The 15277-nt window shown below is 45.8% G+C and carries 11 protein-coding genes; all 11 read left to right on the top strand.

All coding sequences use genetic code 11. The features are described from left to right. Positions 1 to 12: 12 nt before the first annotated feature. The 11 genes from menD (at position 13) to ACFQ21_RS27795 (ending at position 15272) form a co-directional block, all read left to right on the top strand. Positions 13 to 1743 carry a 2-succinyl-5-enolpyruvyl-6-hydroxy-3-cyclohexene-1-carboxylic-acid synthase gene (gene menD, locus ACFQ21_RS27845; RefSeq protein ID WP_377585462.1) on the top strand — a complete coding sequence of 577 codons (1731 nt, stop codon included), beginning with the start codon at positions 13 to 15 and terminating at the stop codon, positions 1741 to 1743. After that, positions 1733 to 2557 carry a 1,4-dihydroxy-2-naphthoyl-CoA synthase gene (menB, locus tag ACFQ21_RS27840; protein WP_377585460.1) on the top strand — a complete coding sequence of 275 codons (825 nt, stop codon included), beginning with the start codon at positions 1733 to 1735 and terminating at the stop codon, positions 2555 to 2557. The genes menD and menB overlap by 11 nt, the downstream gene beginning before the upstream one ends. 31 nt (positions 2558 to 2588) lie before the next feature. Continuing rightward, positions 2589 to 2957, top strand: coding sequence for a hypothetical protein (locus ACFQ21_RS27835; RefSeq protein ID WP_377585457.1), 369 nt, complete (start codon positions 2589 to 2591; stop codon positions 2955 to 2957). Positions 2958 to 2962: 5 nt separating this feature from the next. After that, positions 2963 to 3457 carry a PPC domain-containing DNA-binding protein gene (locus ACFQ21_RS27830; protein WP_377585454.1) on the top strand — a complete coding sequence of 165 codons (495 nt, stop codon included), beginning with the start codon at positions 2963 to 2965 and terminating at the stop codon, positions 3455 to 3457. Next, complete coding sequence (locus tag ACFQ21_RS27825; protein ID WP_377585451.1) at positions 3454 to 4551, top strand: AMP-binding protein; 1098 nt, start codon at positions 3454 to 3456, stop codon at positions 4549 to 4551. Before ACFQ21_RS27830 ends, ACFQ21_RS27825 begins: the two co-directional genes overlap by 4 nt. A 249-nt stretch (positions 4552 to 4800) precedes the next feature. Further along, positions 4801 to 5190, top strand: coding sequence for a response regulator (locus ACFQ21_RS27820; RefSeq protein ID WP_377585448.1), 390 nt, complete (start codon positions 4801 to 4803; stop codon positions 5188 to 5190). Positions 5191 to 5231: 41 nt separating this feature from the next. Next, the gene (locus tag ACFQ21_RS27815; protein ID WP_377585445.1) at positions 5232 to 6314 is read left to right on the top strand and encodes a sugar transferase; all 1083 of its coding nucleotides are present in this window, start codon (positions 5232 to 5234) and stop codon (positions 6312 to 6314) included. Between the two features lie 30 nt (positions 6315 to 6344). Continuing rightward, entirely contained in the window at positions 6345 to 7520 is a 1176-nt protein-coding gene (locus tag ACFQ21_RS27810) for a glycosyltransferase (RefSeq protein ID WP_377585442.1), read from the top strand. Between the two features lie 8 nt (positions 7521 to 7528). Then, positions 7529 to 8425, top strand: coding sequence for a glycosyltransferase family 2 protein (locus tag ACFQ21_RS27805; protein WP_377585440.1), 897 nt, complete (start codon positions 7529 to 7531; stop codon positions 8423 to 8425). After that, on the top strand, positions 8422 to 9057 hold the full coding sequence (locus ACFQ21_RS27800; RefSeq protein ID WP_377585438.1) for an acyltransferase: 636 nt from the start codon (positions 8422 to 8424) through the stop codon (positions 9055 to 9057). Before ACFQ21_RS27805 ends, ACFQ21_RS27800 begins: the two co-directional genes overlap by 4 nt. A 77-nt stretch (positions 9058 to 9134) precedes the next feature. Beyond that, on the top strand, positions 9135 to 15272 hold the full coding sequence (locus ACFQ21_RS27795) for a PKD domain-containing protein (RefSeq protein ID WP_377585436.1): 6138 nt from the start codon (positions 9135 to 9137) through the stop codon (positions 15270 to 15272). Positions 15273 to 15277: the final 5 nt, after the last annotated feature.

The raw sequence follows: 15277 nt of genomic DNA, 5'->3' as shown, positions 1-15277 counted from the left end.
ACGAATAATTCAATGGTCCGTTTTCAACCTATTTACGACATCGCTGAGCTCTGTTCCCGAAAAGGTTTGACACAGGCTATACTTTGCCCGGGTTCGCGATGTGCTCCTTTAACATTAGCGTTTGCCCGACACCCTGAAATCACAACACGCACGTTCAGTGACGAGCGCAGTGCCGGCTTTGTAGCGCTGGGTATAGCACAACAAAAGAAAGCACCTGCCATTGTTGTATGTACTTCGGGATCAGCCGCGTATAACCTTGCTCCTGCTGTAGCCGAAGCCTGGTTCAGTGAAACTCCGCTGATCATCTTTACAGCCGACAGGCCCGCTGAGTGGATCGCGCAACATGACGGACAGACGATCCATCAACCGGAGATCTTCGGCAAGCATGTAAAGAAGTCGTTTCAGCTCCCACAGGAGTATGAACATGCGGATAGCCAATGGGCGATCAATCGCATGGTAAATGAAGCGATCAACCTGTCGTTTCAGGAACCGAAAGGTCCGGTACATATCAACGCTCCGTTTCGCGAACCGCTATATCCTCCGAAAGGAGAAGCGATATCCTATAGCGATTCCGTGCGTGTTATGGATGAGTATACATCTCCATTCGCTTTGTCGGAAGAACAAAAGAAAAAACTTAACACCGAGTGGCGCTCGTATCATAATATACTCATCGTAGCCGGCCAGCACGAAGCTGACCAGGAACTGACCGAAGCACTGTCTCATTTCTTTTTACGACACAACATTCCCGTAGCAGGCGATATCATTTCCAACCTGCATGGCATTGAGAAAGTAGTCCGCCATGCCGATACATTTTTAGGACAGGCTTCTGCCGATGTAAAGAAGACCCTGCGCCCTGATTTGCTGATTACGTTCGGTAAGTCCATCATCTCGAAAAATCTGAAACAGTTCCTTCGTAAATATTCGCCGAAGGTACACTGGCATATACAACCTGCAGGTATAGTAGCCGATACATTTCAAAGTATAACTAATGTATTCAATACTACACCTGCTAACTTTTTCCGTTTCCTGGGCTCTATACCCAACAGCGAGTCGTTCGAAAATCAGAAGCAGAACAACTTCAATAAACTGTGGGAAGTAGAAGAACGCAGAGCGATACGCACGCTTGAAGAGTTCTTTCCGCAGGATGAATTTGCAGAGCTTGAACTGGTGCATACCATTATGCAAAGTCTGCCAGATAACTGCAACCTGCACCTGGCCAACAGCATGAGCGTGCGCTACAGCAATGTTATCGGATTGATAGCGAAGCAGAAAAATATACAGGTATATGCCAACCGCGGCACCAGCGGTATAGATGGTTGCACGAGCACAGCTATAGGACACAGCCTTTCGAATGAAAGACCCAACATTTTAATTACCGGTGATGTTGCTTTCTTCTACGATCGTAATGCTTTCTGGCACAACTACTCGTTATCAAACTTGCGCATCGTGTTGCTGAACAACCACGGTGGTGTTATTTTCAAAATGATCGATGGCCCGGGATCATTACCGGAAGCGGATGAATACTTTGTTACACGACAGCGACTTACTGCGAAGAAATTGTGTGAAGAGTTTGGCTTCGATCATCTCAGGCTTGATAACAAGCGCAAGGTAAAGAACCTGGTAAAAGACTTCTTCGAGTTTGATGGTAAAACCAAGATACTTGAGATTGAGACGGATACACTGATCAACAAAATCATATTTGATATTCTGAAAGAGAAAACCAAAAAGAGTTATGAGCTTTAAATATTCCTGGAAACCGGTTAAAGAGTATAAGGAAATTCTTTTCCATAAGTTTGAAGGCATTGCCCGCATCAGTATAAATCGTCCGCATGTACACAATGCCTTTACACCGCTTACGGTGCAAGAGATGATTGATGCGATGCACATCTGCCGCGAAGATGCTGATGTTCGTGCTGTGATTCTGACAGGCGAAGGTGGTAAAGCATTTTGCAGCGGTGGCGATCAAAGCGTACGCGGCCATGGCGGTTATGTTGGTGAAGACACAACGCCCAGGCTAAACGTTCTGGATTTACAAAAGATGATCCGATCTATACCCAAGCCTGTTATAGCGGCCGTTGCCGGATGGGCCATTGGTGGCGGACACGTGTTGCATGTAGTATGCGACCTGACGATTGCTGCAGAGAATGCCCGCTTCGGACAGACCGGTCCTAAGGTTGGTAGCTTTGATGGCGGCTTTGGCGCTTCATACCTCGCACGCATTGTAGGACAAAAGAAAGCACGCGAGATCTGGTACCTGTGTGATCAGTACGATGCGAAAGATGCACTTGATATGGGATTGGTAAACAAAGTTGTTCCACTCGAATTACTTGAAGAGACGTATGTAGCATGGGCCAGGAAAATTATAGCGAAGAGCCCGCTGGCGATACGCATGCTGAAGAGTTCATTCAATGCCGAACTTGACGGACAGGCCGGTATACAGGAACTCGCAGGAAATGCCACGCTTCTGTATTATCTTAGCGAAGAGGCGAAAGAAGGAAAGAATGCCTTCCTGGAGAAACGCGAACCAGACTGGTCCAAGTATCCTAAATTCCCTTAATCAAAATATATACCTGTAAATATAGTACAGCATGCAGATAGAGAAGCTTGAAATACTCCGGAGCATAGCCGAGATGGCCTATGTTATTGCCAAAGCAGATAAAGGGTTGAGCGCAGAAGAGCGTATTGCTTTCAATAAGATTATTGGAGAAGAACTGCAATATGATTCATGGGCAGCACAAAGTCGTTTTGACCTGCTGGATGAAGTGATCCAGCCTTCTATTGAGACAGCCTATAACCAGGCCATTCACGATCTGCGAAAGTATAAAGAGCATCTTACGGATAACTTGCGTTCAACAGCCATACGAGTTGTTGAACGCGTAGCCCAGGCATGCAGTGGTACACACGAGATTGAGGCGTTTATTATTGATCGCTTCAAGAAAGATCTTCAGCATCTTTAATGTGCATGAAACGATATACAGCATTGCTGTTCGGATTGATCTGCACCGGTATATATAGTCTGGTATCAGCGCAAAGCACCATGGAATCTGCTTCTACGATACATGTGTTCCGGCTCAAGCCGCACGAAGATCTGAAGAAGGCGCTCGTTTTATGGGCTAAACAAAACAAGATCAAGGCAGCTGTTATTGTAACGTGCGTGGGTAGTCTTGAACAATACTCCCTTCGCTTTGCCAACCAGGAACATGGCACAGTAAAGAAAGGTCACTTTGAGATTATCTCACTTACCGGAACAATCTCGGATGAGTCTGTACATATACACCTGTCAGTATCCGACAGCACGGGACAGACTATAGGAGGACATCTACTGGATGACAATCTAATTTATACCACAGCAGAGGTCGCAGTGGCCGAGTTAACCGATGTTATATTCGATCGCGACACCGATGCTACCTATGGGTATAAAGAACTCGCGATCAGGCGAAGAACGAAAAAACCATGACCTATCCTTTTTCCACAATTTGGATAAACGGCAGAGATATATCAATAGAAGCTATACGAAATGAAACAGCTTTGCCTGCCAGTGACTTCGAGCGGGCTACTTTCACTTTTATACGCGAATGGCTGAGCGACCAGACTATATTTGAAATCCAGACCAGTGGTTCTACGGGCACACCCAAAAAGATCATACTGACACGTGAGCAAATGCTCGCCAGTGCCCACATGACGGAACAGGCGCTTGCATTGAAGCCTGGCTATACCGCGCTGGTTTGTCTTCATACACAATACATCGCGGGCAGAATGATGCTGGTGCGATGCTTCGCGACCGGTATGCGTATCGTTGTAACAGAGCCAGCAGCTAATCCGTTGGCGAACATACCCGACTCCATCGCGATAGATTTCACAGCCTGGGTCCCCTACCAACTATATGCGATACTGTCTTCACCCGAAGCCGCACGTCTGAATAGTATAGGATGTGTTATCATCGGGGGTGCGCCGCTGAACCAGGAGATTATCCATGAGTTGCAGGCGTATTCGTGTATTTTTTACGCTACTTACGGCATGACGGAAACAATATCACATATAGCATTACAGACCCTTAACGGTATAAATGCGTCATCTGTGTTTCGTGCGTTGCCGGGTATAGCATTGGCTATAGATGAACGCGGCTGCCTTACCATTGACGCGCATCACCTGCCGGAGAAGATTGTTACCAATGATCTTGTAGAGCTAAAAGATAACCATGCCTTTCTATGGCTTGGCCGATGGGACAATGTTATTAACAGCGGCGGAATAAAGATCATACCGGAACATCTTGAGTCACGCATGATGAACACACTATATGAATGTGGAATTTTACGGCCATTTTTTATAGCATCAGTTCCCGATAAAAAATTGGGAGAGAAAATTACCTTGTTACTGGAGGGCGAAGCGCTTGATGAAGAAAAAAAATATATAATTCATCAAAAAATTAAGCAAACGTTTTCGAGCTACGAAACTCCCAAAGATATCATCACACTTCCCAAATTTCTCTACACAAATACAGACAAAATTGATCGAAGAAAAACGATTGAAATGATTACAAAACGGTCCTAAACGTTACATCACATATAATATACCCCATTAAATCGTATTATCAGAATATTATCGTTTTTTTCAAGCTGGCACCTTATTTATACGGTATTCATATAAAGTTTTAATTTATTTTAGAAGTAAAGGTTACATCTGTATCAATTATTTTATTTAGCTTTGGTTTGTCTAATAGTTGTCTTTAAAGATCCCGCCTAACTACAATCAGATCTTTAGAGCAGCACTGCTTTTTGTTGGTTTAAAATTTTATATACCATGAAACGGGTATTAGTTATTGAGGACGATGTCCCACTATGCTGGCTTTTAGAAAAGATACTTCAGAAGAAACACGAAGTAGTCATTATGAACAATGGAATGGAGGCTTGGTCTTGGCTCACCGATGGTAATTTGCCAGACCTTATTATTTCAGATCTCAAGATGCCATCGTTGGATGGTATCGAGTTATTGGAGAACTTAAGTAATAGCGGTCTCTTTAAAAACATTCCGGTCATTATCCTTTCAGGATATGAAGACGCAAGCAAACGCAAACAGTGCCTTGATCTGGGAGCTTTTACGTACATGGTAAAGCCCTTTGAACCTCAGTCATTTCTGGCTGAAGTAGACCGTGCATTATTATTTCAAAGACAAAATGTAACAGTTAACTAATTATGGATGTTGCAGTGAATTTAAACGTAAATGAATCCCCTATGTCTGTAGTATATGAGGCGAACACTCATACTTCAACCTTTACACAGAACATTGTAAAGATCGGCTTTTCGGATTCGCTGATTGAAAATGATTATGCGCAAGGTACCGTGCACTTTATCAATTCAACCTTGACAAAGACAATTGCAGAAATAAAAACGGGCTCTGTCGAGTACGATGCTCTTCTGCTCAACCCTACCGGCCTTACAGCTGAAGCAGAGCAACTGAAAGCACTCGCTGCTCAGAAAGCTATACCCTATATATTCTATACTCCCAAGTTCGATCAGGCTGCCAAAGATCTGGCGCATCGCACAGGTGCGGATGAATATCACTACGGAGCGATCACACCTGCATTCTACAAGCGTGTAGAGTTTATCAAGAAACTGAAACTATATAAGATCGAGCGCGGCAATAAGCCCTACACGATCGTACGTGCACATGAAGAAGTGCCTACTATCAAATTGTGGACATTGAAGCGTGCATTTGATATCATGGTTTCACTAACGGCGCTGCTATGCCTCTCTCCCCTCCTGCTGATCATCGCTGTTGTGATCAAGCTCGAGTCGAAAGGACCGATCTTCTATATATCGAAGCGTGCCGGTGCAGGATATAAAATCTTCGACTTCTATAAATTCAGATCTATGCGCACCGGTGCAGATAAAGATCTGGCAAAACTTCAACACCTCAATCAATATGCAGAGAATTCTACTACAAGCGATAACGTATTCTTCAAAATCAAAAACGATCCACGCGTAACCCGTGTCGGTAACTTTATACGCAACACCAGTCTTGACGAAATCCCCCAGCTCTTCAACGTGTTGAAAGGTGATATGTCACTGGTAGGTAACAGACCTCTTCCCCTATACGAAGCTGAGAAACTTACAAAAGACCAGATCGCATGGCGCTTCCTCGCTCCTGCAGGTATCACCGGTCTGTGGCAGGTGACCAAGCGTGGTAAAGGCGAGATGTCTCCTGAAGAACGCATCGCCCTGGATATGGAATATGCCATGAAGAACTCTTTCTGGCTGGATATGAAAATACTATTCAGCACCGTGCCGGCTTTGTTACAGAAAGAACAAGTTTAATCCTTACTATATAATCATAGCGAGTACTACATGTTCATCCTTGAACTCATTATCTTATTGTATTTTGTTTACGTAGTTGCGTATACAGCTTTCTTTGCCTTTGCAGGTTTATTCTACAGAACATTGCCAACGCCCGAACCCAGTGGCAAACTCAATTTCTGTGTGCTCATTCCTTCCTATAAAGAAGATGCTGTAATTATGGATGTAGCACAGCAGGCACTGAAACAAAAATACCCTGCAGATAACTATGATGTAGTGGTGATTGCTGACTCGCTGCAACCTGCTACACTCGAGTTCCTGCGAAAACTTCCGTTGAAAGTAGTGGAAGTAAAATTCGAAAGCAGTACAAAAGTAAAATCACTGAACATGGCATTGTCTCAACTTAATGCTGAAGACTATGACTATGCTGTGATACTCGATGCTGATAACGTAATGGAACCTGACTTCCTCAAGCGTCAGAATGCGTTACTCACAGCCTATAAATTCAAAGCTGTTCAGGGACAACGCAAGCCGAAGAACCAGAATAACAACCTCGCGTTTCTGGATGGTGTGAGCGAAGCCATCAACAACCATGTATACCGCCAGGGACATACAGCTGCGGGCTTGTCTTCATCCATCAGCGGCTCCGGTGTTGTATTTGACTTCACGTTATTAAAGACTAAACTCAGCAAGATGGAATCCATCGGTGGATTCGATCGTGAGCTTGAACTTCAGTTGTTGCAGGAAGGTATCAAGGTATATTATTTCCGTGATGCCGGTGTGCTCGATGAAAAGATCTCGCAGGCCGGTGCATTCCAGAATCAGCGGAAGCGCTGGATCTCCAGTCAATATGTATACCTCGCCAAGTACTTCAAGCCGGGTATGGCTGCACTCTTCAAAGGTAATTTTACCTTCTTTAACAGTGCCGTGCTACGCAACATACAATTACCACGACTTATCAACCTCGGTTTACTAACTGTACTTACAGTTGTAGCGGTGTTGCTGCGTAATTACCTCGCGTATGGTGCTACGATATGGGTAGCTTTATTCAGCATCAATACACTCGCTATCCTGGTATCTATACCCGGTGAATATTACTCTAAAAAAATGCTCAAAGCTATACTCGATCTTCCGGGTATATTTGTACGCATGTTCTTATTGCTCTTCAAACTGAAAAATGCCAATAAGAAATTTATACATACACCACACGGAGTAACTTCTGAGTAAATATTTTTATGAAGACAGTTTCTTATCCGCTTGTCTCCGTAGTTACTATTAATTTCAATCAGACGGCTGTAACCCGCGATCTACTGGTATCACTCCGGAACATCACGTATCCGGCTATTGAAGTTATTGTGGTAGACAACGGTTCACGCGATACATCGGTTCAATCCTTAAAACAGGAGTTTCCTGAAATCAATCTCATCGTTACCGGCAAGAACCTCGGCTTTGCCGGTGGTAACAACGTGGGTATAAAAGATTCCAAAGGTGAATATATACTTCTGGTGAATAACGATGTGGAAGTTACACCCGGCTTCCTTGAACCGCTGGTGGAAACTTTACAGCAACAACCCAAGGCCGGTGTTGCATCTCCGCGCATCGTATATCATAACCGGCAGGAGCTTATACAGTATGCCGGTGCGATCAAAATAAATCCGTATACCGGTCGTGGTAAAAAGTTAGGATACCTGGAGACCGACACCAACCAGTATAACACAATACAGGAGACAGAACTAGGCCATGGAGCATGTCTGCTCACCTCACGCGATGTACTGGAGAAAGTGGGACTTCTTCCGGAAGTATATTTCCTTTACTACGAAGAGCACGACTGGACCGAGCAGGTGAAGCGTGCCGGTTACAAAGTATATTATGTGGGTACATCCAAAGTATATCACAAAGAATCTATATCTGTAGGAAAAAACAATCCGCTCAAGACCTATTACCTCACGCGGAACCGTATTTTATACCTGAAGCGAAATACAAAAGGCGTAACACAATTGTCGTCTATGCTTTTCTTTTTCATACTGTCTGTTCCAAAAGACATTGCAAAGTTTTTACTGCAACTGGATTTTCCGAATCTTAAAAGCTATCTTCAGGGGATTTCCTGGCATTTGAACCATAATCGGTTATGATTGACGAGATCAAAAAGAAATATCAAGAAATCAGAAATGAAAATCCGCGGTCATCTGGTTTCGGAGTATGGATATTAACCGTTGGCAGAATACTATCTATCTTCCTGCGTTTGCTATCAGCAAAGATCTATCTGCGCAACTGTGTAAAAGTTGGCAAATATGTAACCGTACATGGTAAACCGTTGATCAATGCGAGCGGCACCATCATCATCGAAGATAAAGTAGCCATCTGGTCTATATTTGAACGTACCAAACTGCTGGTAAAGGGAACAGGCACCTTAACTATTGGACAAGGCACGCGTGTAAACGGAACGCATATAGCAGTTGCCGGCAATGTAACAATCGGTAAATTTGTACGCATCGCTCCCTATACATTGATATTGGACAGCGACTTTCATGATCTTAACGATCATACTGCGGAAGGTAAAAAGGGAAATATTGTTATCGGTGATAACGTCTGGATAGCTTCGAGGGCAACCATTTTAAAAGGAGTAACGATTGGAGAAGGGTCAGTTATAGCAGCGGGATCGGTAGTTACGAAAGATGTTCCACCTTATTGCGTAGCCGCTGGTGTACCGGCTAAAGTAATCAAAAGACTTAAACCGCAACTTGTGGAACAAGTCGCGGAATAAAAGAATAATCTGGCGTAATTGACGATTAACTGGTATATTATCAAGTAGTTACTTTTTTTTATAAACCCTCCTAATCTATGAAGAGAATACCCGTTCCTTCAGAGCCCCTTATGTATGCAAGAGTGCTCTTCCTGTTTCTCTTTATCACGACATTAAATTTTCATGCCATCGCTCAATGCGGGTGTACCTTTACGATACCGGCGGGTTCGGGCAGTGTTACGTTTAACGGAACTGCTCAGGGTGTTAAGCCCGGTGATGTTATCTGTATACAAGGCGGTGCGCGCGAACGTATTATTTTTCAAAATATAACTGGCTCTGCCACCAACTATGTTACTATCAAGAACTGTAATGGCCAGGCGCTGATCGGTGGCCCCAATGCAGGTAACGGTATATTGATTAACAGCTCACGCTATTTCCGCATTACCGGTACAGGCGATGCGAGTGTGGAGTATGGTATCAAGATCGTAGAGACCAAGAGCGGAACACAGGGTATCGTTGCCACATCACTCAGTTCAGACATCGAGATCGATCACATCGAAATCACCAAGACTGGTTTTGCCGGTATCATGGCCAAGACGGACCCCAGCAACAACTGCGCAGATAAAACCCCGGAGCGTCCTAATTTCAGAATGAGCAACATTCACCTGCACCATAACTATATACATGATATTGGTGGTGAGGGATTTTACATCGGTAACAGCTTTTACAACGGTACCACGATCTACTGCGGAAGTACGCAATATCCACATGAAGTGCGTGGTGTACGGATACACGACAACCTGGTGATGAACTCCGGTTGGGAATCCATCCAGGTAGGATCTGCCGTTGCTGATGTGGAGATCTATAACAACAAAGTATATAATTACGGATCAGCCAATAACCCTTCGCAAAACGGAGGTATACAAATGGGAGTTGGTACCACCGGTAAACTTTATAACAACTTTGTCAAAGGTGGCTTTGGTCCTTGCCTGGTTGTGCAGGGTATAGGACTGAACTATGTTTTCAATAACGTAATTGTCAACCCGGGAGCTGAGGCGATTAACGTTAACACCCGCCCTACTCCACTCGCTACCGATATAGTGCCCACCGGTTTCCTCGGAGGAGTATATATAATAAACAACACCATTGTAAATGCGCAGACAGCTGCCGTAAAGGAGAACATTAACAATGCTCCGGGTAACGTTCTATACAACAACCTGATTGTTGCTTCCACCACCAACTGGAATCAGTTGAAGACCTATACCGATTGGTCGCAGGGGAACAACGTGGTAATTCCGGTACTCGCCAACGCCAAGTTTGTTAACCCTACTAACGATGATTACCGTTTGCAGTCAGGATCACCCGCGATCAACGCAGGTCGTAATGTTGCGCTCTTTGGTGTAACGTTCGACTTTGATAAACTTCTTCGTCCTACCGGTGCCAACTGGGATGCCGGTGCATTCGAGCTATCCGGAAATCAAAAACCGGTTGTGAACGTGGGATCCAATCAAACAATTATACTTCCCATCAATACGACTACCATTATCGGCTCTGCTACCGATGCGGATGGTACCATAACATCGTATCAATGGACACAAACCAGTGGTCCGTCTGCTACCCTTACCAATGAGAATACACCTATACTTTTACTTACGAACTTGGTAGAAGGAACGTATGTGTTCAGACTTACCGCTACAGACAACGCGAGTGAAACAGGCTATGCCGAGGTAACCATTACGGTACAGGCAGCCATTGTCAATCAACCACCTGTTGCCAATGCCGGTACCAATAAAACCATAACGCTTCCAGTAACAACTACTACCATCAATGGTTCTGCGAGTGATGCAGACGGAACGGTAACAACGTATGCCTGGACACAAGTAGGCGGTGCTGCAGCAACATTGGTAAATGCCAACACTGCTACATTAACTGTCAACGGACTGACTACTGCCGGCACCTATACATTTCGATTAACTGCTACCGATGATGATGGTGCTACCGGCTACGATGAGGTTACTGTAACCGTCCAACCAGCTGCCACCAACCAATTGCCGACAGCCAATGCAGGCCCTGATAGAAATCTTACCCTGCCTACCAATTCAGTGAACCTGGCCGGTTCAGCCAGTGACCCGGATGGATCGATCGCAACCTATACCTGGACGAAAGTTAGTGGCCCTGCGGCTATTATGACCGGGGCAACCACACCTACATTATCATTAACCAACCTGACGGTTGGATCGTATGTATTCCGATTAACAGTTACTGATAATCTTGGGGCGAGTGCATTCGATCAGGCTACCGTTGTAGTGAGTGCTGCCAATCAATTACCGGTAGTAAACGCTGGTCCGGATAAAACCATCAAGCTTCCTACAAGTACTGTTACATTATCCGGTTCTGCTTCTGATGCGGACGGTACGATAGCGAGCTATAGCTGGACCATTGTAACCGGCCCGAACACGCCAACGCTTACCAATGCTACATCCGCTACACTTACGGTAACAGGCATGGTGCAGGGCACGTATACCTTTCGGCTTACAGCAACTGATAATAATGGAGCCAGCGCCAGTAACGATGCCGTTGTCATTGTGCAGGCGGCCAATATACCTCCCGTTGCAAATGCAGGTACGGATGTAACACTAACACTTCCGGCCAATAGTGCTACGCTCACAGGCTCCGGAACAGATACCGATGGAACGATAGCGAGCTATGCCTGGGAAAAAGTAAGCGGGCCGGCCGCCACCCTGGGACCGACCGGGCAGGCAGCGCTAAACCTTTCGAACCTCGTGCAGGGTACATATTCTTTTCGACTTCGTGTTACCGACAATGAAGGAGCTTCAGCAACAGATCTTGTTGCTGTTGTTGTTTTACCACCTACGGTTAACCAACCGCCTGTGGTAAATGCCGGAACCGATGTTACCCTGACATTGCCAACGAACTCAACAACCCTTACCGGAACAGCGTCCGATCCTGACGGCAGTATAACTTCGTATTTATGGGAACGCATCAGCGGACCTACTGCTACGCTTAGCGGAACATCAACGGCTACCCTTTCCGCCAGCAACCTGTTGGAAGGTGTATACATATTCAGGCTTACGGTAACGGATAACAAATCAGCTACTGCGAGTGATGAGGTGCGTGTAACAGTAACATCTGTAAATCAGAACCCGATTGTAAATGCCGGTACTGATAAAACACTCGTACTCCCGACAAACTTTACGTCATTCACTGCTTCAGCCTCCGATACCGATGGTACGATATCAACCTATGCTTGGACGCAGCAGTCAGGTCCATCGGTAGCAACCATGACCGGTACAGCTTCTGCTACTGTAGATATATCGGGCCTGATCATTGGTACCTATATATTTCGTATCACCGTTACCGATAATGATGGCGGACAATCTTTTGATGAAGCCCGTGTCATTGTACAAGCCGCTACCAATGTTAACCCGGTAGCGAATGCAGGAAGTAACGTAACTATATTCTTGCCTACCAACACCGTTGTGTTACCGGGTTCGGGAACAGACGCTGATGGAACGATTCAATCTTATGCCTGGACAAGAATATCCGGGGGTGCAGCAACACTCACCAATCAAAATACAGCTATACTTACTGCGTCCGGTCTCGCTGCTGGAACCTATGTGTTCCGCTTAACCGTGACCGATGATGACGGTGCTACCGGTATAGATGATGTTACTGTAACGGTAAATCCGGCAACCACCAACCAGTTGCCTATAGCCGATGCTGGTCCGAACATTACCCTTTCGCTCCCGGTAAACAGTACCAACCTGATTGGCGCGGGTACTGATCCGGATGGAACCATCACCAACTACGCCTGGATAAAAGTAAGCGGCCCCTCAGCCTTTATGATCAATGCCAATTCTCCGGTGCTTTCATTGACCGACCTGGTAGAAGGTGTATATATATTCCGGTTAACCGTAACCGATGATGATGGCGCTACTGCAACCGACAACTGCCAGGTGATTGTGCTTCCTTCCAGCGTGAACCAAACGCCAACAGTATCGGCAGGTAATAACATAACCGTTACACTGCCCACCAACTCCGTAACCATTACCGCTTTTGCCAGTGATGCAGACGGAAGCATTGCCTCCTATAGCTGGGCCAAGCAGGTAGGACCTACCGCTACTGTAAGTGGAGAAACAACGGCCAGCCTGCTGGTAACAAGTCTCGAGGAAGGTACCTATACATTCCGCGTTACGGTAGCAGACAACGCAGGGGCTACTGCTTTTGATGAAGTCAATATCATCGTACTGCCAGCCGGTTCGAACCAGCCTCCCCTGGTGAATGCAGGCGTAGACCGAACCTTGTTCTTACCCAACAACGCGATTAACCTTACCGGAACAGCTAGCGATAATGACGGATCCATAACCTCCTATCAATGGACCAAAATTCAGGGACCGACTGTAACGATGGGCAACACCACTGCGGCTACCATTACATTAACCAACCTGATTGCCGGACAATATACTTTCAGACTTACGGCTACGGACGATGATGGTGCAACAGCATTTGACGAAGTGAACGTTACAGTCTTCCCGGGCACGATCAACCAACCTCCGATCGCCAATGCCGGAAGCAACCAATCCATCGTATTGCCGAACTCCACTGTTACCATCAGCGGTTCCGGTTTTGACCCCGATGGATCGATCGTATCCTATACCTGGACACAGGTTTTAGGCGCTTCGTCCGTGCTTGAAAATATTAACTCGCCTACACTTATTGTGAATAACTTGCTGGAAGGCGTATATCGCTATCAACTAACGGTAGAGGATGATGACGGAGCCAGCGGCTCTGACTTCGTAGATATTACCGTAGTTCCGGAAGGAACCAACGTACCGCCTATAGCAAATGCAGGTTTCGACCAAGTGATTTACCTACCGCAGTCAACAACCGAGTTGCAAGGCAATGGTCTCGATACAGACGGCACAATTCAAACTTACTTATGGGAGAAGAAGTCCGGAGGAACTGTTACCCTCAGTGGTCAGGCTACCTCCAAACTTTCGCTTTCAGCATTGGCCGTTGGATCATACCAGTTTACGCTGACCGTTAAAGACAATGGCGGACTTACCAATACGGACGAAGTAAATGTATCTGTATTGCCAGGCTCTATTAACAAGAACCCGATCGTGAGTGCGGGCAATGATATCTTCAGACGTGTTCCCGTTACCTCGGTTGTAATTACAGCCACTGCTTCTGATGCAGACGGTTCTATAGCCTCTTACAACTGGACCAAGATCAGTGGGCCTGCTGTTTCATTGGGGTCGGTATCACTTCCGGTTCTTACCGTATCAAATCCTCCGGAAGGCACCTATGTATTTCGCATTACAGTAACCGACAACGGAGGGGCTACTGCTTCTGATGAAGTAACCGTAGTGATTGCTCCTGCAGGCGTGAACCAGCCACCGGTTGTAACTACGGGTAACGCGATCATTGTATTCCAACCCTCGACCACCACAACCGTAAATGGATCTGCATTTGATCTGGATGGTGCTATAGCATCGCTCGCGTGGACACAGCAAGATGGTCCTTCAACAGCAACGCTAACCGGTGCCGGTAGTACGACACTAAATGTGGCCGGTCTGGAATTAGGCTCCTATACATTCCGCCTCACTGCGATTGATAATGAAAACGCTTCGGCATTTGCAGAGATTGTAATTGATGTACGTGCCGAGAACTTGCCGCCCACAGCATTTGCCGGTAATGATACCACACTATACTTACCCGATAACTTCCTGGCCTTGGATGGAATAGGAACCGATACAGATGGTACCATTATGTCATTTACCTGGGAACAGCTCAGCGGCCCGCCTGCCAATGTATACCTGGATAACAACCCGATCATTTCCATTACAGACCTGATTGAAGGAGTATATACCCTGAAGCTCACCGTAATCGACAATGCCGGTGCTGCCGCTTCGGATGAAGTGACCATCACCGTACTTGAAGATCCTACGGATCCGATCGGAGCAGCAAAACTCTTTTCACCTAACGGAGACCTGACCAATGACACGTGGGTGGTAAAGAATATAACCATGATCGAAAGCTGCCCGATAAAAATATTCAACCGTCTCGGGAAGAAAGTTTTTGAAGCTGATGCCTATGAAAATAACTGGGACGCAGTGTTGAATGGAAGACCTTTGGAAGAAGGTGATTACTACTACGTGATTCAATGCGGCAGTAGCAAAAAGTACTCTGGAGCGATCCGATTAATCCGTTGACCCCT

It is taken from the genome of Ohtaekwangia kribbensis, from assembly GCF_042676245.1.
Taxonomy (GTDB): Bacteria; Bacteroidota; Bacteroidia; order Cytophagales; family Cyclobacteriaceae; genus Ohtaekwangia; species Ohtaekwangia kribbensis.
The sequence above is the reverse complement of the archived record's forward strand: the minus strand, read 5'-3'. Positions and strand labels throughout refer to the sequence as shown.

What these genes read in the sequence shown, in the direction of transcription:
- ACFQ21_RS27800 (WP_377585438.1), top strand. Translation starts at nt 8,422, where the DNA reads ATGATTGACGAGATCAAAAAGAAATATCAAGAAATCAGAAATGAAAAT.
- ACFQ21_RS27805 (WP_377585440.1), top strand. Translation starts at nt 7,529, where the DNA reads ATGAAGACAGTTTCTTATCCGCTTGTCTCCGTAGTTACTATTAATTTC.
- ACFQ21_RS27830 (WP_377585454.1), top strand. Translation starts at nt 2,963, where the DNA reads ATGAAACGATATACAGCATTGCTGTTCGGATTGATCTGCACCGGTATA.
- ACFQ21_RS27820 (WP_377585448.1), top strand. Translation starts at nt 4,801, where the DNA reads ATGAAACGGGTATTAGTTATTGAGGACGATGTCCCACTATGCTGGCTT.
- ACFQ21_RS27825 (WP_377585451.1), top strand. Translation starts at nt 3,454, where the DNA reads ATGACCTATCCTTTTTCCACAATTTGGATAAACGGCAGAGATATATCA.
- ACFQ21_RS27795 (WP_377585436.1), top strand. Translation starts at nt 9,135, where the DNA reads ATGAAGAGAATACCCGTTCCTTCAGAGCCCCTTATGTATGCAAGAGTG.
- ACFQ21_RS27815 (WP_377585445.1), top strand. Translation starts at nt 5,232, where the DNA reads ATGTCTGTAGTATATGAGGCGAACACTCATACTTCAACCTTTACACAG.
- menB (WP_377585460.1), top strand. Translation starts at nt 1,733, where the DNA reads ATGAGCTTTAAATATTCCTGGAAACCGGTTAAAGAGTATAAGGAAATT.
- ACFQ21_RS27835 (WP_377585457.1), top strand. Translation starts at nt 2,589, where the DNA reads ATGCAGATAGAGAAGCTTGAAATACTCCGGAGCATAGCCGAGATGGCC.
- menD (WP_377585462.1), top strand. Translation starts at nt 13, where the DNA reads ATGGTCCGTTTTCAACCTATTTACGACATCGCTGAGCTCTGTTCCCGA.
- ACFQ21_RS27810 (WP_377585442.1), top strand. Translation starts at nt 6,345, where the DNA reads ATGTTCATCCTTGAACTCATTATCTTATTGTATTTTGTTTACGTAGTT.